General features: G+C 39.1%; 19 protein-coding genes. 17 read left to right on the top strand and 2 right to left on the bottom strand.

All coding sequences use genetic code 11. From position 1 onward, the window contains the following. Positions 1-3 precede the first annotated feature (3 nt). Positions 4-1,197 (top strand): phosphoglycerate kinase, encoded by a 1,194-nt coding sequence (locus tag BLR60_RS09725; RefSeq protein WP_090499224.1) that lies wholly within the window; start codon positions 4-6, stop codon positions 1,195-1,197. A gap of 98 nt (positions 1,198-1,295) precedes the next feature. Here BLR60_RS09725 and BLR60_RS09720 read toward each other — a convergent pair whose 3' ends face one another. Then, the gene (locus BLR60_RS09720) at positions 1,296-2,867 is read right to left on the bottom strand and encodes a PepSY-associated TM helix domain-containing protein (RefSeq protein WP_090499222.1); all 1,572 of its coding nucleotides are present in this window, start codon (positions 2,865-2,867) and stop codon (positions 1,296-1,298) included. A gap of 510 nt (positions 2,868-3,377) precedes the next feature. Between BLR60_RS09720 and mraZ the strand changes: the two genes are divergently transcribed. The 16 genes from mraZ (at position 3,378) to BLR60_RS09640 (ending at position 23,057) form a co-directional block, all read left to right on the top strand. Next, positions 3,378-3,845: a division/cell wall cluster transcriptional repressor MraZ gene (gene mraZ, locus BLR60_RS09715; RefSeq protein WP_090499220.1), complete on the top strand. Its 468-nt coding sequence runs from the start codon at positions 3,378-3,380 to the stop codon at positions 3,843-3,845. Next, the gene (rsmH, locus tag BLR60_RS09710) at positions 3,835-4,740 is read left to right on the top strand and encodes a 16S rRNA (cytosine(1402)-N(4))-methyltransferase RsmH (RefSeq protein WP_090499218.1); all 906 of its coding nucleotides are present in this window, start codon (positions 3,835-3,837) and stop codon (positions 4,738-4,740) included. The genes mraZ and rsmH overlap by 11 nt, the downstream gene beginning before the upstream one ends. Then, positions 4,737-5,159, top strand: a complete 423-nt coding sequence (locus BLR60_RS09705) for an FtsL-like putative cell division protein (protein ID WP_090499216.1) — start codon at positions 4,737-4,739, stop codon at positions 5,157-5,159. The genes rsmH and BLR60_RS09705 overlap by 4 nt, the downstream gene beginning before the upstream one ends. After that, the gene (locus BLR60_RS09700) at positions 5,149-7,251 is read left to right on the top strand and encodes a penicillin-binding protein (RefSeq protein WP_090499214.1); all 2,103 of its coding nucleotides are present in this window, start codon (positions 5,149-5,151) and stop codon (positions 7,249-7,251) included. Before BLR60_RS09705 ends, BLR60_RS09700 begins: the two co-directional genes overlap by 11 nt. Before the next feature lie 163 nt (positions 7,252-7,414). Beyond that, on the top strand, positions 7,415-8,872 hold the full coding sequence (locus BLR60_RS09695) for a UDP-N-acetylmuramoyl-L-alanyl-D-glutamate--2,6-diaminopimelate ligase (RefSeq protein WP_090499212.1): 1,458 nt from the start codon (positions 7,415-7,417) through the stop codon (positions 8,870-8,872). Beyond that, the gene (gene mraY, locus BLR60_RS09690; protein WP_090499210.1) at positions 8,872-10,119 is read left to right on the top strand and encodes a phospho-N-acetylmuramoyl-pentapeptide-transferase; all 1,248 of its coding nucleotides are present in this window, start codon (positions 8,872-8,874) and stop codon (positions 10,117-10,119) included. Before BLR60_RS09695 ends, mraY begins: the two co-directional genes overlap by 1 nt. A 147-nt stretch (positions 10,120-10,266) precedes the next feature. Further along, positions 10,267-11,655, top strand: coding sequence for a UDP-N-acetylmuramoyl-L-alanine--D-glutamate ligase (gene murD / locus BLR60_RS09685; RefSeq protein WP_090499208.1), 1,389 nt, complete (start codon positions 10,267-10,269; stop codon positions 11,653-11,655). Positions 11,656-11,670: 15 nt separating this feature from the next. Further along, positions 11,671-12,864, top strand: coding sequence for an FtsW/RodA/SpoVE family cell cycle protein (locus tag BLR60_RS09680; RefSeq protein ID WP_205056697.1), 1,194 nt, complete (start codon positions 11,671-11,673; stop codon positions 12,862-12,864). A 226-nt stretch (positions 12,865-13,090) separates the two neighbouring features. After that, positions 13,091-14,194, top strand: coding sequence for an undecaprenyldiphospho-muramoylpentapeptide beta-N-acetylglucosaminyltransferase (murG, locus tag BLR60_RS09675; protein ID WP_090499206.1), 1,104 nt, complete (start codon positions 13,091-13,093; stop codon positions 14,192-14,194). Positions 14,195-14,276: 82 nt separating this feature from the next. After that, positions 14,277-15,632: a UDP-N-acetylmuramate--L-alanine ligase gene (gene murC, locus BLR60_RS09670; RefSeq protein ID WP_090499204.1), complete on the top strand. Its 1,356-nt coding sequence runs from the start codon at positions 14,277-14,279 to the stop codon at positions 15,630-15,632. After that, the gene (locus tag BLR60_RS09665; protein ID WP_090499202.1) at positions 15,625-16,830 is read left to right on the top strand and encodes a cell division protein FtsQ/DivIB; all 1,206 of its coding nucleotides are present in this window, start codon (positions 15,625-15,627) and stop codon (positions 16,828-16,830) included. Before murC ends, BLR60_RS09665 begins: the two co-directional genes overlap by 8 nt. A gap of 5 nt (positions 16,831-16,835) precedes the next feature. Next, entirely contained in the window at positions 16,836-18,194 is a 1,359-nt protein-coding gene (gene ftsA / locus BLR60_RS09660) for a cell division protein FtsA (protein ID WP_086545007.1), read from the top strand. 129 nt (positions 18,195-18,323) lie between these two features. Continuing rightward, the gene (gene ftsZ, locus BLR60_RS09655) at positions 18,324-19,946 is read left to right on the top strand and encodes a cell division protein FtsZ (RefSeq protein ID WP_090499200.1); all 1,623 of its coding nucleotides are present in this window, start codon (positions 18,324-18,326) and stop codon (positions 19,944-19,946) included. Positions 19,947-20,112: 166 nt separating this feature from the next. Beyond that, a complete protein-coding gene (locus tag BLR60_RS09650) occupies positions 20,113-21,354 on the top strand; it encodes an aminotransferase class I/II-fold pyridoxal phosphate-dependent enzyme (protein ID WP_090499198.1) in 1,242 nt (413 codons plus the stop codon). A gap of 255 nt (positions 21,355-21,609) precedes the next feature. Further along, positions 21,610-21,786, top strand: a complete 177-nt coding sequence (locus BLR60_RS09645; protein ID WP_090499196.1) for a histone H1 — start codon at positions 21,610-21,612, stop codon at positions 21,784-21,786. A 101-nt stretch (positions 21,787-21,887) separates the two neighbouring features. Then, a complete protein-coding gene (locus BLR60_RS09640) occupies positions 21,888-23,057 on the top strand; it encodes an esterase (RefSeq protein ID WP_090499194.1) in 1,170 nt (389 codons plus the stop codon). 66 nt (positions 23,058-23,123) lie between these two features. Here BLR60_RS09640 and dapA read toward each other — a convergent pair whose 3' ends face one another. After that, positions 23,124-24,011, bottom strand: coding sequence for a 4-hydroxy-tetrahydrodipicolinate synthase (gene dapA, locus BLR60_RS09635; protein ID WP_090499192.1), 888 nt, complete (start codon positions 24,009-24,011; stop codon positions 23,124-23,126). Positions 24,012-24,065: the final 54 nt, after the last annotated feature.

The raw sequence follows: 24,065 nt of genomic DNA, 5'->3' as shown, positions 1-24,065 counted from the left end.
AACATGAACACCATTGACCAATTTGACTTTAAAGATAAAAAAGCATTAATCAGGGTAGATTTTAACGTGCCTTTGGATGATGAATTTAAAATTACCGACGATAAAAGAATCAGGGCAGCATTACCTACCATTACCAAAATTTTAAAAGATGGCGGTGCCGTTATTTTAATGTCGCACTTAGGTCGCCCAAAAGACGGCCCTACAGATAAATATTCTTTAAAACATATCTTATCTGATTTATCTGCCCTTGTTGGTGTAGACGTTAAGTTTGCTGACGATTGTATTGGCGAAAGTGCAGTAAAACAAGCAGCTGACTTAAAACCAGGTGAAGTTTTGTTGTTAGAAAACCTTCGTTTTTACAAAGAAGAAGAAAAAGGCGATGTGGCCTTTGCAGAAAAGTTGTCAAAATTAGGCGATGTTTATGTAAACGATGCATTTGGAACGGCGCACCGTGCACATGCTTCCACTTCAATTATTGCCCAGTTTTTTCCAGATGCCAAATATTTCGGTTATTTAATGGCCTCGGAAGTAGAAAATGCAGAAAAAATTCTAAATCACGCAGAAAGACCTTTCACAGCCATTATGGGCGGTGCTAAAGTATCTGACAAAATTCTTTTGATCGAGAAATTGTTAGATAAGGTAGATAACTTGATTATTGGTGGTGGTATGGCTTACACTTTTGCTAAAGCACAAGGTGGAGAGATCGGCACATCATTGTTAGAAGCTGATAAACAAGAACTTTCTTTAGAACTGATTGAGAAAGCGAAAGCAAAAGGAGTAAACCTGATTTTACCTGTAGATACCGTAATTGCAGATAAATTTGCAAATGATGCCGATAAGAAAGATGTTACTTCAGGACAGATTCCTGCAGACTGGATGGGATTAGACATCGGTCCGAAAACGGCTGAATTATTCCAGGATGTAATTAAAAACTCTAAAACTTTATTATGGAATGGACCTATGGGTGTTTTCGAAATGGAAAGTTTCCAGGTAGGAACTAAAGCTGTGGCTGATGCAGTTGTAGCAGCTACTAAAGATAACGGTGCTTTTTCATTGATCGGTGGTGGCGATTCGGCTGCGGCGATTGCTAAATTTGGTATGGAAGATGAAGTAAGTTATGTTTCTACCGGTGGCGGTGCTTTACTCGAATATATGGAGGGTAAAGAATTACCAGGCGTTAAAGCCATTAATGGATAAGCGATAATCATACGTTTTAAAGGCCTTGCGAAATCATTTGCAAGGCCTTTTTGTTTAAATGGTGTATTTTCTACTTGAGGTAGGTTGTTCTATATTGCCTAAAAAACTTCCAATCCTGTATTGAGTAATACAATATATACAGCTAAATAACAGACTAAAAACGCGGTTGACAGTGCAAAATATCGTGTTACCTTATGGCTTCCCTTTTTAAAAGGAAGTAAAAATAGAATATTGAACATTTCAGATAACAAAGCGCAAATAAAATTTAAACAGACCATCACGCAGCTAAAAGCCACTACAAAAACGGCTGGCTGAATAATAATTCCAGAAGGCAGACCATATAGCGCGCCCATCACAAAACTAATCGGAAGGATAATCAAAGCATATTTTAGTCCCGATTTAAAATTGATTGCAAAATATTTGCCTGGTTTAGGAAGTGGCATTTTAATTTTCGCAGGTTTTAATTCTTTTTCAGTTAACGAAGTTTCCGATGCTTCCTCTAAAGCTGGCTGATGTTTTTTATGCTTTTTACCTCTTTTTTGCTTTTGATAACGCGGCCACCAGATGATAAATCCGGTAATAAAAAGCGCCAAAGGCATTAACCCGGCAATAAGTGCAATAACCTGTGTTGGCCGGCCACCGAAACTGCCATAATGGATCGGTGTTAGCCAACCCAGGTAGGCATTGCCAACATTTGGAAAATCCCTGCGGCTATTCAACAGAACTTTACCCGTATATTGATCAATAACCAACATTTCTCTTTTTCCCTGTTTAGGCAGGTTTCCGCTCAGGATATCTAAACGGTAAGTCCCTGTTTTATTCGCTGGAAAGGCTATTCCGCCAATATAACCTTCAGGCATTTTTTCCTTTACTGCAGCAACAATCTGGGTTAACGGAAGGGGTATTGCCTGTGCATGCCATGCTGATTTGGCACCTAAGAGTTGGGCAACTCCCTGAGGCGATTTTCCGCTGAGTAAAAACAGCAATGGAATAACGAGCGTAGAAAAAGTAATAGAAAACCCGGTAAGGCTCAATATTGCCACAATAGGAGAGGAATAAAAGCCCAGCGAATTGTGCCAATCGAAATTTTGCCGCTTAAATGATCCGCTAAACCTTACTGTGAGCGCTGATTTTAATTGCTTCCATTTTTTCGGAATCCATAAACGCAGACCCGAAATGGTCAGGATCAAAAGGCAGAGTGAGGCAAGTCCGCAGATATACCTACCGGCTACCGGAATCAGCAATGTTCGGTGCAACTCGGTAACCACATGAATAAAAGAACTGGTATGAATTCTTTTGCCGCCTATTTTTCCGGTATAGGGATTAATAAAAGTTTCTTCATTACTTGTTAAATTCAGCACGCTATAAGCTTCATTAGGATTTTTGAAGTTATTTAGCATCAGGTAATCAATTTTTAGCTTAGGGTAGTTTTTTTTTATAAGTGGCATAATATCTTCCACCGGTATCTTTTGCATTTGCGCGGTCACCTTAAATAAATCCGGATTCAGGGCCCTGTCAATCTCATCCTGAAAAACTAGAATACTACCTGTAAGACCAACAAATGCAACAATTGCCCCAGCAATAATGCCAAGGTAAAGATGCCATTTACCAAACCATCTTTTTTGGTGCTTAGCCCAGTTCAGTTTTTTAGAATTCGGTTCTGATTTCATTTTTGAGCGCTTTATGCTTCTATAATTAGTTAGCTTGTATATATCACAAAGAAATCATTTTAATCGTTGCTGTGCAAATTATATTTAATAAGTCTAAATAATAAATAAGTCAGGTAAGCGAATAAGTTAAACCAGGCAATAGCTCTCTTCTTCTGTTTACCTAATTTCTCGAAATGCTTTTTGTTTATTGGGTTTAATTGTAAGCGTGCGAATGAGGGATCAAATTTGATACACCTAGCGAATAATATCAATTATTAAGGCGCTCATTTTTAGTGTTGTTTGGGTTTTATTTGAAAAATGGGCGAACGTAACACTTTGATATAATTATTTTTTAACCTGCTTATTATCAGTTGTTAGTGGTTTTTGTATTGCATACCTAAGCTTATTGTAGCTATATTGAGAGGCCATAATTGTAACAAAAAAGATGTGGAAAACTTTTTTGTGGTAAAAAGTGGTAAAAAGTGGTAGAACTATTTACTTTTACACTAGATAAAAAGTGTAGATACCACTATGACCCAACTTTTAGGAGAATTCGATTGTAAACTTGACGCAAAGGGCCGCCTTATGGTGCCTGCTGCGCTTAAGAAGCAATTGCCTGAATCTGAGAAAGAAGGGTTGATCATTAACCGTGGATTTGAAAAAAACCTGGTCATCTATCCAAAAAAAGTTTGGGATGCTGTTGTAGCCGATCTGTCTAAGCTTAATATTTACGATCAGGAAAACCGCGCTTTTGTAAGGGCTTTTACGCGTGGCGCAACTGAGATTTCGCTTGATGCTGCTGGCAGGGTGCTTTTACCGAAATCACTGGTTGATTATGCAGGTATTGGTAGTGATCTGGTTTTGGCCTGTCAGTTAGATCGTATTGAGGTTTGGGATAAAAAATCTTACGAAGATATTTTTGATGATGTGCCGGCTAATTTTGCCAGCCTTGCCCAAAAGGTAATGGGTGATAAAAAAGGAGGGGGCGATGGAGAGTAATTATCATGTGCCTGTGATGTTGCAGCCTTGTATTGATGGTTTAAATATTAAGCCTGATGGGGTTTATGTTGATGTAACCTTTGGTGGTGGCGGTCATTCTAAAGAAATTTTAAAACATCTGGGTCCAAATGGAAGGTTAATCGCTTTCGATCAGGATCCTGACGCACAGGCAAATGTTCCTGCTGATGATCGTTTTATTTTTATCGACCAGAATTTTGGTTTTCTAAGAAATAATCTCCGTTTAAAAGGTTTTAGGCGGGTTGATGGTATTCTGGCTGATTTGGGGGTTTCTTCTCATCAGTTTGATGTGCCGGAACGTGGATTTTCAATCCGTCATAACGCCGATTTGGATATGCGCATGGATCAGCACCGCAATTTAACTGCTGCCGAAATATTGAATACCTATTCTGAAGATAAGCTGCATAAAATATTTGGAATTTACGGTGAGGTTAAAAATGCGAAATCATTAGCGCGTGCTATTGTAACTGCGCGTTTAGAGCAGCCTTTTACTGATATCAACAGCCTTAAATCAGCTATATCTGGTTATATCCCCAAAGGAAAAGAAAATAAATACCTGGCGCAGGTTTTCCAGGCGCTTAGGATAGAGGTTAACGCAGAAATTCAGGTGCTTGAAGATTTTTTACAACAAGCTGCAGAGGTGTTAAAGCCTGGCGGTCATTTGGTGGTCATGTCTTATCATTCATTAGAAGACAGGCCAGTAAAAAACTTCATGGCGAAAGGAAAATTTCAGGGTGAAGTAGAAAAAGATTTCTTCGGAAATCAACAAAAGCCATTTAATGTAATTACACGTAAAGCGATTGTGGCAACTGATGAGGAGATTGCGCAAAACAATCGTGCCCGCAGTGCGAAACTTAGGATTGCAGAAAAAATATGAACAGGTTTAGGGAGGAGATAGAAGAGGAGGAAGTTGGACCTGAGCCAGAGTTAAAAGCTGCGCCCAAAAGGCCAAAAACTGCTGAAGAGAAAATGGATAGTAACTCCTTCATTAGTAAGCTTTTTAATGATGGGTTGGTAAGTAAAGAGGCGGCAACCGATGCTTTGCCTTATTTGTGCTTCCTGGCTTTTTTAGGGATGATTTATATCGCCAATAGCCATTTTGCTGTAAACAATGTACGCCGTATTGATAAATTAAATAAAGAAGTAAAAGAATTAAGATGGGAGTATAAGTCCCTTAAAGCCGACCTGATGTTCAAGAGTAAATTGACGGAGGTTGCTAAAAAGGTTGATACCCTTGGAATAAAAGAACTGATTGAACCACCAAAAAAAATAATTGTTAAAAGCGATGAATATTAGAGCAAACATCTTGCTTCGTGTATATCTGGCATTTGGCTTAATTGTGCTTTTTGCTTTCGCGGTGTTTTTACGCCTCGGTCAGGTGCAGTTTGTACAAGGAAAAAAATGGAAAGCTATGGCAGATAGTCTTTCTACGCGTTATGTAAATGTGGAAGCTACCCGTGGGAATATTTATTCTAACGATGGTAGTTTGCTGGCTACATCTATACCAGAGTACGAGCTGCGTATGGATATGTTCGCCGGCGGTATTGCAGATGATAAGGTGTTTAATGAAAAAGTAGATTCGCTGGGATATAAATTATCGCAGATTTTTCAGGATAAAACCGCTAAAGAATATGCCCGTTACTTGCGTAAAGGTCGCCAGGATAGCGCACGTTATTTATTAATTCACCGTAAAGTAGGTTATGCTGATCTTAAAACGATCAGAACTTTTCCGCTTTATAATATTGGTAAGTTCAGTGGTGGTTTAATCGCTGTGCAACAAAATAAAAGGATTCTTCCTTTTCAGGCTTTGGCTGCCCGTACCATCGGTTATAAAAACGAAAATGTGGCAAACGGGGTAGGTTTAGAAGGTGCTTATAAAGAATATATCAATGGCGAAACCGGAAAAAGACTTATGCAGCGCATTGCCGGCGGGGTTTATATTCCGGTGAATGAAGAAGCAGAGGTTGCGCCAAAAGATGGTGCTGATATTATCTCGACTATTGATGTAAATATGCAGGATCTGGCGCAGAGCGCGCTAGAAAAGCAGCTGATCAAATCGCAAGCCGATCACGGTACTGTGATATTGATGGAGGTTGCAACCGGCGAAATCCGTGCAGTAGCCAATTTCTCTAAGGTAGAAGAAGGGGTATATAAAGAAAAGTTTAATTATGCTATCGCCGGTAATCAGGATCCGGGTTCAACTTTTAAACTGGCTTCTTATATGGCGCTTTTAGAAGATAAACTGATCGATACCAATACGATGATCGGAACTGGTTATTACCAGATTCCAGGAAAATTGATCACAGATTCACATCCAAAAATTGAAACGGTTACCGCAAAAAAAGCCTTTGAAACGTCTTCCAATGCTGCAATTGCAAAGCTGATCAATATGCATTATGGTGGCGATCCGATAAAATTTACCGATCACTTGTATGATTGGCATCTGAATAAAAAAATGGATCTACAGATTCCTGGTGAGGCAATGCCAGTGGTTAAAAATCCTAAAACAAACAAAAGCTGGAACAAAAACATGACCCTTCCTCAAATGGCTTATGGTTATGAAATGCAGCTAACGCCATTAAAAATGCTGACCCTGTATAATGCAGTAGCTAATAATGGCAAGATGGTGCAGCCGATTTTCGTAAAAGAGATCAGACGGTTAGGCAACCCGATCGAGCAGTTCAAAGCAAGGGTGATTAATGATAAAATCTGTTCGGATGTTACGCTGAGTAAAATTAAGAAAATGCTTGAAGGAGTGGTAACAGAAGGTAGTGGAAAGCAGGTGGTTTATAATCCATTATATCCGATTGCTGGTAAAACGGGTACCGCCCAGGTGGCTGATGCGAACAAAGGCTATAAAGCTAATAAGCAATATCAGGCTTCTTTTGTAGGGTATTTTCCGGCTGATAAGCCTAAGTATTCCTTGATCGTAGTAATTAACGATCCAAAGGGCGCTTATTATGGCGCTACGGTTTCGGGGCCGGTGTTTAGGGAAATTTCTGACCGGATTTACGCCAGCGACATGCAGATGTATAATGATGTGCCTACGCGTTTGGTTGGTAACACCGGAACGCCGCCAACAAAAGCCGGACAGAGTAAAGCAACTCAGAAAGTATATAAAGCACTTGGATTCAAACCGCTTTTCGCTTCTAAATCCGAGTATTACAATATTATAGATACCAGTGCGGGAACAATTTTTCAGGAAAATAACGAGCGCAAAGGTGTAATGCCGAATGTTGCAGGGATGGGGCTGAAAGATGCCTTATATCTTTTAGGTAATGCTGGTTTAAAAACAAAAGTTTTAGGATCTGGCAAAGTAATCAGTCAGTCTATAGCTGCTGGTACAAAAGTGGGCAAAGGATTAGGTGTACAGATAGAGTTGAATTAAGGTAGAAGGTTTTGGGAGTAGGGTTTAAGGTCTTGATACTTGATTCTAAATACCTGATACTAAAAATAAATAAATGATAAATGAGAGAATTTGAATGATAAATGTTACAGGCTTTAGCCGCATTCTATCATGCTCTAATTCAATCATTCAATAATTAAAAGGAATGCAATTACAAGATTTACTTTACGGCGTAACGATTAAAGAATTGGTTGGTAAAACCGATAGGCAAATCAATGGCCTGAATTTCGATTCGCGTAAGGTAGGTAAAGATGATATCTTTTTTGCGATAGTGGGTACTTTGGCTGACGGGCATCAGTTTATTGAGCAGACCGTTCAGCAAGGCGCAGGGGTAATTGTGTGTGAGAACCTGCCAGAGATTGATGATTATATCGTAACCTATGTTAAAGTAGAAAATACTTCGGTGGCTTTAGGGATCATGGCCGGTAATTATTTTGGAAATCCATCAGCAGATTTAAAACTGATCGGTATTACCGGAACAAACGGAAAGACCACCATCGCGACCATTCTTTTTAAATTATTTAAAGATTTAGGTTATAAAACAGGTCTTTTATCAACCGTAGAGAATTATATTCATGATACTGTTGTACCTGCTACACATACTACACCGAACCCAATTGCCTTAAATCAACTTTTAAGGGATATGGTAAATGCAGGTTGTGATTATTGTTTCATGGAAGTGAGTTCGCATGCAGTAGCACAACACCGGATTGAAGGCTTAGCTTTCTCGGGTGGAGTGTTTTCGAATTTAACGCATGACCATTTAGATTTTCATAAAACTTTTGATGCTTATCTGAAAGCCAAAAAGGCATTTTTTGATATGTTGCCTAAAACGGCATTTGCACTGACCAATATCGACGATAAAAACGGCATGGTGATGTTGCAGAATACCAAGGCACATAAAAAGAGCTATGCCCTTAAACAACTCGCCGATTTCAAAGCGAAAATTATTGAAAACCAGTTTAGTGGCTTGCACTTAGATATCGATAATGAGGATGTTTACTTTAAGTTGGTAGGCTCTTTTAATGCCTATAACTTATTGGCTGTTTATGGAACTGCAATTTTATTGGAGCAGGATAAATTAAAGGTGCTGACGATGCTGAGCCGCTTATCAGGTGCTGAAGGAAGGTTTGATTACATCACTTCTGCTGATAAGATTATTGGTATTGTAGATTATGCGCATACGCCGGATGCTGTTCAGAATGTATTAAGTACCATTGCCAATATCCGCAAAGGAACCGAGCAGGTAATTACCGTAATTGGCTGTGGTGGAGACCGCGACAAAACCAAGCGTCCAATTATGGCGCAGGTAGCCTGCGATTGGAGCGACAAGGTGATCCTAACTTCCGATAATCCACGTACAGAAGATGCCCAAACCATCATTAACGATATGGAAGCCGGCGTTTCGCCCACAAATAAGCGTAAAACATTATCCATTTTAGACAGAAAAGAAGCTATAAAAACGGCCTTTCATTTAGCGCAACCAGGAGATATTATTCTTGTAGCGGGTAAAGGACATGAAAAATACCAGGAGATTAATGGCGTAAGGAACCATTTTGATGATAAAGAGATTTTACTTGAACAATTAAAACCAATCAGCTAATGTTATATTTATTATTCGAATACCTGCATAAGCATTATGATATACCTGGGTTAAGGTTGTTTCAGTACATCACTTTCCGTGCATCCATCTCCATTATTCTTTCTTTGGTCATCACCACCGTCTACGGTCGTAGGTTAATTGATTATTTACATCAAAAACAGGTTGGAGAAACCGTAAGGAATTTGGGTTTAGAAGGCCAGATGCAAAAACAAGGTACGCCAACAATGGGTGGTATCATTATTTTACTGGGTATTCTTATCCCTACCTTGTTGTTTGCCAATATTTCCAATATCTACGTCATCCTGATGATTATTACGACCATCTGGATGGGGGCAATCGGGTTTTTGGATGATTATATTAAAGTATTCAAAAAAAATAAGGAAGGTTTAGCAGGTCGTTTCAAAGTTGTCGGTCAGGTTGGTTTGGGCTTAATTGTCGGCACCACCATGTATTTTCATCCCAATATTGTGGTAAGAGAAACCGTGCAGGATAATGTTAAAAGCACTTCTACAGTTCCGATGGTATTGCGCCAGAAAGGAGAAACCTTTTATTATACACAAGATGTAAAATCGACTAAAACCAATATACCTTTTTATAAGAACAATGAGTTCGATTATGCAAAGGTATTGAAGTTTTTGGGGGCTGATTACCAGAAATATGCATTTTTCATCTTCCTGATTGTAACGGTGTTTATCATTACAGCGGTATCGAACGGGGCAAACATTACCGATGGGATTGATGGTCTAGCTACCGGAACTTCGGCAGTAATAGGGATCACTCTCGGTATTTTGGCTTATGTATCGGGTAATACCATTATGGCCGATTACCTCAATATTATGTATATCCCAAACTCTGCCGAGCTGATGATTTTTGCCGGATCCTTTGTTGGTGCGTGTGTAGGTTTTCTTTGGTACAACTCTTACCCAGCACAGATTTTTATGGGTGATACCGGAAGTTTGGCTATTGGGGGAATCATTGCCTCATTTGCCATCATGATTCGCAAAGAGCTGTTGATTCCGATTTTATGTGGAATCTTCCTGGTAGAACTGGTGTCGGTGATTATGCAGGTTTCTTACTTCAAATATACCAAGAAGAAATTTGGAGAAGGGCGCAGGATCTTCCTGATGTCGCCCTTGCACCACCACTACCAGAAAAAAGGATATCACGAAGCTAAAATTGTTACCCGCTTCTGGATTATCGGAATTATGCTAGCGATTATGACTATAGTAACATTGAAATTGAGGTAAGTTGAAGGTAGAGGGTTCGCAGGCTGAAGGTTTAATGGCCAAATGCCGAAATACTGAAGAAAAAAATAGAATAATAAATAAAAATAAAAAGTGATGGTATTCCTGTCTTGATACTTGATACTCACCACCTGATACTAAAAAAATAAAATGAGCACAAATAATATCACATCTAGCAATTCTAAGTCAGCAATGACCGGGCAGGGCCGTGTGGTTATTCTTGGTGCCGGCGAAAGTGGTGTAGGTGCAGCAAAGCTGGCACAAGCCAAAGGTTTCGAAGTATTTGTTTCAGATTATGGATTAATTGCTGATCAGTATAAAGCTGCATTAGAAAAGCTTGGCGTACCCTTCGAATCCGAAAAGCATACCGAAGAATTAATTCTGAATGCAACGGAGGTAATTAAAAGTCCGGGTATTCCGCCAACAGCGCCAATTGTTAAGAAACTGGCCGCTCAAGGTACTCCCGTAATTTCGGAAATTGAGTTTGCCAAACGATACACCAACGCCAAAACCATTTGTATTACAGGCTCCAACGGTAAATCAACAACAAGCTTATTAACCTATCATATCTTAAAAAATGCGGGTTTAAATGTAGGTTTGGCCGGTAACGTTGGGCAGAGTTTTGCTGCACAGGTGGCTACAGAAGATTATGAATATTATGTGCTGGAAATCTCAAGTTTTATGCTCGATGATATGTTTCAGTTTAAGGCAGACATTGCCGTTCTGTTAAACATTACACCCGATCATTTAGATCGATACGATTACAAACTGGAGAATTATGCAGCATCAAAAATGCGTATCGTTCAAAACCAGACGGCAGATGATGTTTTCATTTATTGTGCAGACGATGAAGAAAGCCTGACAGCCATGGCTATAACTAAACCTCTTGCCAAAACCTATCCTTTTTCTATTGTTAAGCCAGTGGAAAGAGGTGCCTATTTAGAAGCGAATACTTTACATATCCTTACAGAACCTAATAAACAACTAACCATGTCTATTTCAGATTTAGCCTTACAAGGCAAGCACAACATTTACAATTCTATGGCCTCAGGCATTGTGTCTAAAGTTTTAGAATTAAGAAATGAGACCATTCGCGAGAGCATGGGTAATTTCAAGAATATTGAGCACAGGTTAGAGCATGTGGCTAAAATTTCGGGTATCGATTTTATCAACGATAGTAAAGCCACCAACGTAAATTCTACCTGGTATGCTTTGGAGAGTATGACCAGCGATGTTGTGCTGATTATGGGCGGTGTTGATAAAGGTAACGATTATAATATGCTTAAGGATCTGGTTAAAAGCAAAGTAAAAGCCATTGTGTGCCTGGGTAAAGATAATAAACGTATTCACGATGCCTTTGAGGATGATGTGGAGATTATTGTAAATACATTTTCTGCAGAAGAAGCGGCACAGATTGCTTTCCATTTGGCTAAACGTGGTGATGCAGTATTATTATCGCCTGCATGTGCAAGTTTTGATTTGTTTAAAAATTACGAAGACCGCGGTAATCAGTTTAAAGCGGCAGTTAGAGAATTATAATAGGAGACTCCATATATGTTGCAGGCGCTACTTAATAAAACAAAAGGGGATAGATGGATCTGGTTGATCATCATCCTGCTTTCGCTTATATCTGTAATGGCGGTGTATAGCGCAACGGGTACTTTGGCCTATAAAAAAGGAGAAGCTGTAGAAAAACTTTTGCTTACCAAACACCTCATTTTTGTATTGCTCGGTATCGGTATGATTTATATTGCCCACCTGCTCGATTACCGCTATTATGCAGGTATTTCGAAGGTGCTAATGATTGTAACCATTCCTTTGCTGTTTTATACCTTAATATTTGGTACCAACTTAAACGATGCTTCGAGGTGGGTTAAAATACCGGTTATCGGATTAACCTTTCAAACATCCGATTTGGCAAAATTGGCATTAATTACTTTTTTAGCGCGGATGCTCACCAAAAAGCAAGAAAATATTAAAAACGTTAAAGAATCCTTTATACCAATTATGGGATCGGTTTGTGTGGTATTTGTTTTAATCGCACTGGCCAATTTATCTACCGCATTAATGTTGTTTGGTGTAAGTATATTGCTGTTAATTATCGGTAGGATCAGTATTAAACAGATCGCGATTGTTTGTGCAGGCGGTTTTGTCCTGTTGTTGTTCGTTTTCTTTTTGGGGCCAAGGAGAAAAACCTACATGTCGCGTATCAATACGTTTATGCATCCCGAAATGCAGCATTCAGATAAAACTTTCCAGGCAGATCAGGCAAAAATTGCCTTGGCTACTGGTGGTGTTTTTGGTAAAGGACCAGGTAATAGTACACAACGCAATTTCCTACCACACCCGTATTCCGATTTTATTTTCGCCATTATTATTGAAGAATGGGGAACTGTGGGAGGAATTGTAATTATGATACTATACCTGGTGCTTTTATACCGATGTATCAAGATTGTAACGCGGGCACCCAAGGCTTTCGGCGCGCTGCTGGCGGCCGGGCTGAGTTTCAGTCTAACCATTCAGGCTTTTGCAAATATGGCAGTAGCGGTTGGTTTAGGTCCTGTAACCGGGGTTCCGTTACCATTGGTAAGCATGGGGGGTACATCAATGATCTTTACGAGTGTGGCTTTCGGTATTATTCTGAGTGTAAGCCGCGATGTAGAAGAAAATGCTAATGCAGCAACAAAAGAGGATAAAGAAAAAGTTAAAAATAAAGTGATAATAGGTGAAATACCTGCAATAGCTTAAGATTGGTCGTCATTGCGAGGAAGAATGACGAAGCAATCTATTTAAAAATAATAAAGTAAAAAAAAGGTTTAACCACAGAGCACACGGAGGAAAGCACCGAGAACACGCAGAAATATTTTAAGCGCTTGGCTTAGTGTTTTTTGTGGTTAAAAGAAAAGAATAAAAGCTCAGTGCGCTCTGTGAGAACTCAGTGCACTCAGTGGTAAAAAATAGATAAAAAATAAAAATGAATAATTCCCCAAAAATTATCATATCAGGTGGTGGCACCGGTGGGCATATTTTTCCCGCCGTAGCCATAGCCAATGCGCTAAAACGCATGGTGCCAACCTGTGAAATCTTGTTTGTGGGTGCAATAGGCCGCATGGAAATGGAAAAAGTTCCTGCAGCCGGATATAAAATTATAGGCTTAAACATTAGCGGGATGCAACGTGGCTCGATTATTAAAAATCTGGCACTTCCGCTCAAGGTTATCGGTAGTGTGCGTAAAGCCATGCAGATTATTAATGATTTTAAGCCCGATGCCGTAGTTGGTGTTGGTGGTTATGCTTCAGGGCCGCTTTTGTATGCGGCTTCTTTAAAGGGAATTCCTTACCTCATTCAGGAACAGAATTCTTATGCAGGGATAACCAATAAATGGTTAGGTAAAAAGGCTTCGAAAATCTGTGTCGCTTTTGATGACATGGACCAGTTTTTTCCGGCCGATAGGATCTTGAAAACAGGAAATCCGGTACGCCAGGAAGTGGTTGATATTAAAGGCAAGCACTATGCAGGAGCGGAGCTCTTAAAACTAGATCCATTAAAAAAGACCATTATGGTTACCGGTGGAAGTTTAGGTGCGGGAACACTGAACAAGGCAATTGAAAAACACCTTCCTGAGATTCTTGCACAAGATGTGCAGGTAATCTGGCAAACAGGCAAGTATTACTATAAAGGGATTATAGAAAGATTGGGTTTAGCATATCACCCCAATGTTCGGATCCTGGAGTTTTTAAATAAAATGGATCTGGCTTATGCTGCTGCAGATATAATCATTAGCCGCGCAGGAGCTGGAACCATAGCAGAACTTTGCTTAATTAAAAAACCGGTGATATTGGTGCCTTCACCAAACGTGGCAGAAGACCATCAAACCAAAAATGCGGTGGCACTGGTTAAAAATGGCGCTGCAATATTAATTAACGATCGCTCTGCAGAAGATACGCTGGTAAAGGAAGCGCTGGCATTGTTAACCAATAAAGAACAGTGCGAAACGTTAGCTCAGAACCTGGCAAAGATGGCATTGCCAAAGGCAGATGAAATGATTGCGAATGAAGTATTAAAATTGATTAAATAAGAGACATGAGAAACTAGATGTGAAATATGAGATTAGACTATTTGTCTAGTATCTCATATCTCACATCTCAAATCTAATAAAAATGGAATTAAGTAAAATAAATAGGGTTTTCTTTGTTGGTATCGGTGGTATCGGCATGAGTGCGCTTGCCCGTTATTTTGCTAAACGCGGACAGGTAGTTTGCGGTTATGATAAAACCAAAACAAAACTGACCGAAACCTTAACGCAGGAAGGGATTTTGATCACCTATCTTGATGAAACCGCTACATTGCCTAATGAATTTTTAGATCATCAGGATGATACCTTAGTAGTTTATACACCAGCAATTCCAAAAGATTCGAAAATTTTAAACCACTTTTTAGAAAAAGGTTTTGCGCTTAAAAAACGTTCAGAAGTTTTAGGCATTATCAGTAAAGGAATGTTCTGTATTGCTATTGCAGGCACACATGGCAAAACCACAACATCATCTATTGTTGCGCATCTTTTAAAAGATACCGGTTACGATTGTACCGCTTTTTTAGGTGGAATAACCAGCAACTATAACAGTAATGTGCTTTTTGGAGAAAATAATGTGGTAGTGGTAGAGGCTGATGAATACGATCGTTCTTTTCTGACGCTACATCCGGATATAGCAGTAGTTACCTCTATGGATGCCGATCATTTGGATATTTACGGAGATAAAAGTCATCTCGAAGAATCTTTCCGTTTGTTTGCTGGCCAGCTCAAAGCCGAAGGTACACTTTATGCACATGAAGGATTGCCACTTGAAAAAAGCATTAGTTATGCAGCAAGTTCAACGGCAATAGCAAAAGCAGAAAATTTAAGGGTAGAAGGTTCGAAATTTGTTTTTGATTATACCGATAGCATCCATAGCATAAAAGATATCAGTTTAATGCTTCCTGGTAAGCACAATGTCGAAAATACAACCGTGGCCATTGCTATTGCTTTACAACTGGGTATTGATGCAGAGAAAATAAAGCAGGCCATTGCAAATTTTAAGGGAGTTAAACGTCGCTTCGAATATATTGTAAATAATGGCAATCAGATTTATATCGATGATTATGCACACCATCCTGAAGAGCTGAGGGCATGCTTTGATGCCGTGAGGCAATTGTATCCCGATAAAAAACTGACGGTAATTTTTCAGCCGCACCTGTTCACGCGGACAAGGGATTTTGCCGATGAATTTGCAAAAGTTTTAAGCACTGTTGATGAACTGATTTTATTGGAGATTTACCCGGCAAGAGAATTGCCTATTGACGGGGTAAATTCACAGTTTTTATTGGACAAAATCACTTTAGCAGATAAAAAAATATGTGGAAAAGATTTTGTGGTTCAGTATGTTAACGATACCAAGCCTGAATTAATTTTAACCGTAGGAGCGGGAGATATCGACACGATTATCGATCCCCTAAAAAATACTTTGAACAATGCTTAAAAGGATAAACTGGAGCGCAATTTTTACCGGCTTCGCCTGGCTGATTAGCCTGGCCGGAGTGGTGATGCTTTTGAGTTTTATCAATGTGAAAAAACAGACGGTTAAATGTACTGATGTTAAAATCCTGATTCCAGGGGCAGATAATTTTATAGAACGCGAAGAGATCGATGCTATTTTGAAGGAAGATCAGGGTGTGCTTTTAGACCGTAACATCGAAAATATCAATATTCATGAAATAGAGAAAAAGCTGCAGTCTAACCCTTACATCGGTTTTGCCAAAGTATATGTAGAAATGGACGGGGTATTGCACATCGAGGTAAAACAGCGTCAGCCTGTTCTCCGCATATTAAGTGAGAATGGACAAGACTTTTACATTGATAACGATGGACGGAAAATGCCTGTTTCATCAAACTTCACCGCTAATGTGCTGGTGGCAACTGGTCATATTACAGAAGTTTTTGGTAGTAGAGTAGATACGCTACATACGCAATTGGCAAGAGATTTATATAAAACTGCACAATATATTAAGCAAGATACCCTTTGGGATTCTCAGATCGAACAGATTGTGGTGGATCAGAAAAATGATATCGAATTGATACCAAGAGTGGGTAATCAGCGTATTATTTTGGGTAATGCCGATTCGCTTGAAAAGAAAATGAAAAACCTGTTGCTGTTTTATAAAAAGGCCATGCCACAGGTAGGATGGGACACTTATATAACGATCAATATTAAGTATACGAACCAGATTGTTTGTGAAAGAAGAGATTCGACAGAATTAAGGAAAAAAGCTAAAACAATTTCTGCAGCAGATAGTTTGAGGATACAACGAACTGTAGCCGATTCATTAATCAGAAGTACAATCGTAGCCTCAATGGATGATCGCCCTGAAGCCGGTCAGGAAAAAAAAGAAGAACCAAAAAAAACTGAAGTTCGAAAGGTCGAACCAAAAAAGGCTGAGCCTAAAAAAGTAGCGCCGAAAAAAACAGCACCAGTTAAAAAGGAAGTAAAAAAGCCGACAGTTACGTCAGCTACAAAACCAAAGGAAACGAAACCTGCGGATAAAAAAGAAAAGCCGAAGCAAACGGCAACAACACAGCCAAAGCCGGCAAAATCTGAGGCTCAATTGAAAAAAGAGAAAGAAGCGAGAGAGAAAGAAATCAAAGCCCTGGAAAAACAGTATAAAACTCAGCAAAATTAACGAATATGGACAAGGCAAAATTTACCAGTCAGTCGCCCATCGTAGTAGGATTGGATATCGGTACTACAAAAATTTGTGTTATCGTTGGCCGTAGAACGCAACACGGTAAAATAGAAATCTTAGGAATAGGCAAGGCAGAATCGGCGGGAGTAACGCGCGGGGTAGTTTCTAACATTCAAAAAACAGTGCAGGGCATTGCCCAGGCAGTTGAGGTGGCGAGCGGACAATCCAATGTAGAAATACAGGTGGTAAATGTGGGTATCGCTGGTCAGCACATTAAGAGCTTACAGCACAGAGGAATTTTAACAAGAAGAGAATTAAACAACGAAATCGGTAAAAAAGATATCGATAAGTTGATTGATGATATGTTTAAGCTGGTAATGCCTCCGGGTGAGGAGATCATCCATGTATTACCGCAAGAATTTACCATCGATAATGAGCCTGGAATTAAAGATCCGATTGGTATGGCGGGAGTTCGCCTTGAAGCTAACTTCCATATCATCTCAGGGCAGGTTACGGCCGTAAAAAATATCATCAAATGTGTAAACAATGCAGGGCTGCAAACTCAGGATTTAATTCTTGAGCCATTGGCTTCGTCTGAATCGGTGTTGAGCGAGGAAGAAAAAGAAGCGGGTATTGCCTTGGTTGATATCGGTGGTGGTACTACAGATATTGCTATTTTCCACGAAGGTATCATTCGTCATACCGCAGTTATCCCTTTTGGTGGTAATAGTGTTACCGAAGATATTAGAGAAGGTTGCTCTGTAATGCGTAACCAGGCCGAGTTGCTGAAAACCCGTTTCGGTTCGGCATTGGCTGAAGAGAATAAAGAAAATGAAATTATTTGTGTTCCGGGTTTACGTGGTCGCGAACCAAAAGAAATTTCGGTTAAAAACCTGGCCTATGTTATTCAGGCACGTATGGAAGAAATCATTGAACACGTATATTACGAGATCAAATCTTCCGGATATGAGAAAAAACTGATCGGTGGTATTGTAATCACCGGAGGTGGTGCTTTGTTAAAACACTTATCTCAAGCGGTTGAATATGTAACTGGTTTAGATTGCCGTATCGGTTATCCGAACGAGCATTTATCGAAATATGAAGATATGCCTAAAGCCATTTACGATGATCTGAAAAGCCCTATGTATGCAACCAGTGTAGGTTTGCTAATTAAAGGAATTCAGAAAGCAGAAGAGTTAATTGAAGAAATGAAACAACCTGGTGTTTTTGTGGAAAAACCAAAAACAGCCAAAGAAAAAGAGAAACGTGGACCAGGTTTGTTCGATAAATTACTGGCAAAAACAAGAACTTTCATTCAGGATGATATGAATGTGAGTGATGAAGATTACTTAAAAAGTTAATTACTTTTCCACAAAAGATGAGTTTTCCACATTATTAACAGTTGTGGAAAACGTCTGTTGAAAAAGTGTTAATATTACATGGAGTAATGAACAGAATTTAAAATTTTTAAACAACTGATTCATAAAGATATGCAGTTCGAAATGTTAAAAGATAAATCTTCAATCATCAAAGTTATTGGTGTTGGAGGTGGTGGCGGCAACGCAGTGAACCATATGTACCTGTCTGGTATTACTGGTGTGGATTTTATTATTTGTAATACAGATGCCCAGGCTTTGGAATCTAGTCCTATACCTAACAAGGTACAATTAGGTGCCAGTTTAACTGAAGGAATGGGCGCTGGCTCTATTCCTGAAGTGGGTAAAAACTCAGCTATAGAAAATATAGATGATATTAAGGCCATGTTAGGTAGTACCACCAAAATGCTTTTTATTACAGCAGGAATGGGTGGTGGTACCGGAACAGGTGCTTCTCCAATCATTGCGAAAGCTGCTAAAGAACTTGACATTTTAACTGTAGCCATCATTACTACGCCGTTTTCTTTCGAAGGAAAAAGACGTAAACTGCAGGCTGACGAAGGAATGGAAGAGTTGAAAAAATATGTAGATTCTTACCTGGTTATCTCTAACGATCGCCTGCGCGAGATCTTTGGAAACTTAACTTTAGGTTCTGCCTTTGGCCAGGCCGATGATATTTTAACGACAGCTGCGAAAGGTATTGCAGAAATTATTACGGTTCCAGGTTATATCAACGTGGATTTTAAAGATGTGCGTACCGTAATGAAAGATAGCGGTGTGGCCATTATGGGTAGTTTCGCTGCTGAAGGCGAAGATCGTGCATTGCAGGCAGTAGAGGGCGCTTTGGCCTCTCCATTGTTAAAAGATAACGAAATTGAAGGTGCCCGTTATATTTTATTGAACATCAGTTCTGGTTTGCGTGAGGTAACTATGGATGAGGTTTCGATCATTACAGACTATATTCAGGAAAAAGCTGGTTTATCAGCAGACTTAATATGGGGTAACTGTACCGACGAATCTTTAAGCGATAAACTTTCTGTAACCATCATTGCAACAGGTTTCCAAACTTCAGAAGAACGTGTGCATGAAGAAAAAAATAAAAAGAAAATATCACTTTTAACACCAGAAGAAGCGCCACTTGTTCGCCCTGTTGAGCCGGTAAATTCTTTCATTCAACCTAAAGCAGCACCATCTTATGAGCCTGTTTTAAAAACCAAGGAAGAAGTTTCGCAAGCAGATCTTTTTGGTGGCATGTTCAATAAATCAGAGCCGCAAAAAGTTCAGGAGCCAGAAAATAATGTGGTCCGCCATACTTTAATTGAAGAAGAACCTCAGGTGGAAGAAGCAGAGGAAACCGGATTTGAGTTCGAAGTTAAATTGGCAGAAACTAATTTTGTATTCGAAACACCAGCAGCTCCTATGCCGCAGCCTGAACCGGAAATCGAAATGCCGGTTGTTGGATTAGATGACGACAAAAGTGACGAATCTATGGAAGAGCAATTGAAAAAATCTAAAGAGCGTATTCTACGTTTAAAAGATTTGAGCATGAAATTGCGTACAACCAATGGTTTACAGGAACTGGAAAATGAACCTGCTTACAAACGCAAACAAATGCAGTTGCAACAAGTTCAGCATTCTTCAGAATCGCAGGTAAGTAGGTTTACTTTAAGTAACGACCAGGATGGTGGTACAGAGATCAGACCTAACAATTCTTTTCTGCACGATAACGTTGATTAAAACAAACCAAATATAATTATAAAGCCCCGTTGTAAAATCGGGGCTTTTTTGGCATAAAATTAGCGTAGTAAAATCTTAATTCGAATCCTTGAAAAATCCTTGAGTTGATTTTAAGCCGAATAAAGCTTAAATTCGCAAAATTTCATTATAAAAACACATACATACATTGGATATATTTGATAAGATAGCAAAGCACATGGGGCCACTTGGTCAACACCAGAAATGGTCTCATGGGTATTTCTCATTTCCAAAATTAGAGGGAGAAATTGCACCACACATGCAATTTAAAGGAAAAGAGCATTTGGTTTGGAGTTTAAACAATTATTTAGGCTTAGCCAATCACCCGGAAGTTAGAAAGGCAGATGAAGAAGCTGCAGCTCAATATGGTATGGCTTACCCGATGGGTGCCCGTATGATGAGTGGAAATTCTAAGTTTCACGAGCAGTTAGAGCAAGAACTGGCCGCTTTTGTTGGAAAACCTGATGCATTTTTATTAAATTATGGTTATCAGGGAATGGTATCAATTATTGATACCCTGGTTGATCGTAATGATGTAATTGTTTACGATGCTGAATCGCATGCGTGTATTATTGATGGACTTCGTTTGCATATGGGTAAAAGATTTGTCTATCAGCACAATGATATTGACAGTGCCCGTAAGCAATTGGAGCGCGCTACCAAATTGACGAAAGAATCTGGCGGTGGTATTCTTTTAATTACCGAAGGTGTTTTCGGAATGAGCGGTGCACAGGGTAAATTAAAAGAAATTGTAGATCTTAAAAATGATTTTGAATTCCGTATCCTGGTTGATGACGCACATGGTTTTGGTACCATGGGTAAAACTGGCGCAGGTACACACGAAGCCCAAGATTGCATTGAAGGTATTGATGTTTACTTTGGTACATTTGCTAAATCAATGGCGGGTATTGGTGCTTTTGTAGCGTCTACTGTAGAAATTACCAATTTCTTAAGGTATAACATGCGTTCGCAAACTTTTGCCAAAGCCTTGCCGATGCCGATGGTAATCGGATTATTGAAGCGTTTAGAGTTATTGAAAAGCCGTCCGGAGTTAAAAGATAAACTTTGGGAAATTGCTACAACCTTACAAAAAGGACTTCGTGAGCGTGGGTTTGATTTAGGGGTAACCAATTCTGTTGTTACACCGGTTTTCTTAAAAGGAGAACTCTCAGATGCTACAGCCATTACCTACGATTTACGTGAAAATTATAGCATCTTCTGTTCAATCGTAGTGTATCCGGTAATTCCTAAAGGAATGATCGAATTACGTTTAATCCCAACAGCTGTACACACGCTTGAAGATGTACAACGTACTTTGGATGCTTTTAGCGAAGTTGCAGAAAAGTTAGAGAACGGATATTATAAAGAGAATCTTTTCGCTACTGCTTAAGATCAATAGAAATTTTACAAAGCCCTTTAAATATGTTTAAAGGGCTTTTTTTTGTGGCTATTTTTTGCAATCACTTGTTTATCAGTAGTTTGTTTTTTGGTTTTTTAGGGTTATCTGTTTATAAACCCGCTATATGTGGAAAAAAACGGTTTAGTAGGTCGTTTTTTTATTGTTCCAAAATTTTTTTATTTCCTTAAACCCTTTAAATTAGATAATTAAAACTAAAAACCTTAAGAACCATAGGAGTAAGCAAAAATGAAAAAATTCGAAGAAGTAAAAAGTTTGGTTACAGCTTTAGAAGCTGATGCAGACAAATTTTATAACAAAGGTAACAGCGCAGCAGGAACCCGTATCCGTAAAGGTATGCAAGACCTGAAAAACTTAGCCCAGGCGATCCGTTTAGAAGTTCAGGAGGCTAAAAATAAAGCTTAAGCGATTTTAAATAAATATCATACCTAGATGGCCTCTTTATGCGAAGAGGCCATTGTTTTTATTAGACAAATTAAGTTCATCAAGATTCCCTTATCCTTACCATGAAAAAACTAATTCTACTCATGCTGCTTGGTTGCACACAATTGATGTATGCCCAGGAAAATTTAAATTTTGGCCGTCAGAAAGAAATTATATCGCCGCAAACGAATCCTGATGGTACATTTACCTTCAGGCTTAAAGCACCAAATGCCAGGAAGGTAGAAATACAGGGTGATTTTTTGGTTTCGAAGTCAAACACTCCACCCACGCAGGAAATGAAATTGGGAACGGATAGTGTTTGGTCATATACTTCGGCAGTTTTACCCTCCGAACTTTACAGTTACAGTTTTATTGTTGATGGTTTGAAGATCCGGGATCCAAACAATGTTTACCTGATCAGAGATGTATCATCTGTTGTTAATGTGTTTTTAGTGGGAAATGGCAAGGCCGATTTATATATGGTTAAAGATGTACCGCATGGAACGGTGGCAAAACGTTGGTATCAATCTGCCGGACTTAAAACCAGTCGCAGACTTACCGTTTACACGCCGCCAGGTTATGAAGCATCGAAAGGGAATTATCCTGTTTTATATCTGTTACATGGTGTTGGAGGAGATGAAGAAGCCTGGATGCAACTCGGCAGAGCTTCTCAAATCTTAGATAACCTCATTGCTGCTGGCAAAGCCAAGCCGATGATTGTGGTGATGACCAATGGCCACACCAGTAATACCGCTGCACCGGGAGAATCATCAAAAGGACTTTATAAACCGATTATGATGACACCTGATGTTTTTAATGGAGATATGGAATCTTACTTTAAAGAAATTATTGATTTTACAGAGAAAAACTATCGTACCGGTAAAACGCAGAATGATCGGGCCATTGCAGGTTTATCAATGGGAGGGTTTCATTCCCTGTATATATCGGCCAATTATCCTAAAACTTTTGGTTATGTCGGTTTATTTTCTCCGGCGATATTGCCACCGGCCAGTGCAGCAAGCCCTATCTACAAAGATTTGGATTTGAAACTTGAAGCACAAAAGAAAAATGGCTATAACCTATATTGGATTGCGATAGGCAAAACAGATTTCTTATATAAAAATGTGAGTGAGTTTAGAAGGAAGCTTGATGAAATGAGTTTTAAATATGATTATAAAGAAAGTGAGGGTGGCCATACCTGGTCTAACTGGCGGGATTACTTATCAGAATTTACGCCGATGTTGTTTAAATAATTCTTGCCAAACTAAAAAGGCTTCCAAATTTTGAATTTGGAAGCCTTTTATTATTTAGTAATTCAATTAAGCTGTTTGAATGATTTTATCAAGTTCAGCAATAATTAATTGTTCTAAAGATGATGAAGCTTTTATCAGTGGTAATCTCACCGTGTCTCCACAAATACTTAAATGTTTCAAAGCAGCTTTAATTCCTGCCGGATTTCCTTCAGCAAAGGCTAAACGCGTAAACTCTACTAAACTTAAATGGGAAGGACTAGCAGCTTTAAATTCGCCTTGCAAACATAAATTAACCATATCTGTAAAAGGTTTTGGAACTGCATTTGCAATTACGGAGATTACTCCCGAAGCTCCTAAAGAAATCATGGGTAAGGTAATCGGGTCATCACCAGATATTAAAAGAAAATCTGCAGGTTTATCTCTCATAATCTGGTTAAACTGATCAAAGCTTCCTGAGGCTTCTTTAGTCGCAATAATGTTTTTAAAATCATGTGCCAGTCTGCAGGTTGTTTCCGGACTCATATTGCTCATTGTACGCCCGGGAACATTATAGAGGATTAAATCCAATGGCGAAATTTCAGCTAAATGTTTATAATGCTGATAAATTCCTTCCTGGGTAGGTTTGTTGTAATAAGGACTAACGGATAAAATTGCGCTATATCCGGTTGTGTCGAAAGATTTAATATCGTCAGCTACAGCTAAAGTATTATTGCCACCAATACCTGCAACCAATGGTAATCTGTTATTGTTAATTTCAGCAGTATAAGCCCACACCTTCTTCTTCTCGTCCTTGGTCATTGTAGCGGTTTCGCCGGTTGTACCTAAAGAAACGAGGTAATCTATCCCTCCTTCTACCAAATGATTAATCAGGTTTTTTAAGCCATCATAATCAACTGATCCATCTGTGTTGAAAGGCGTAACCAATGCTACACCAGTACCCTGAAATTTGTTCATTTTAATTTATAATTATTGAATTTTAAATTAGTGAATGATAGTATGTAAATATGC

The organism is Pedobacter terrae, from assembly GCF_900100705.1.
Lineage (GTDB): Bacteria > Bacteroidota > Bacteroidia > Sphingobacteriales > Sphingobacteriaceae > Pedobacter > Pedobacter terrae.
The sequence above is the reverse complement of the archived record's forward strand: the minus strand, read 5'-3'. Positions and strand labels throughout refer to the sequence as shown.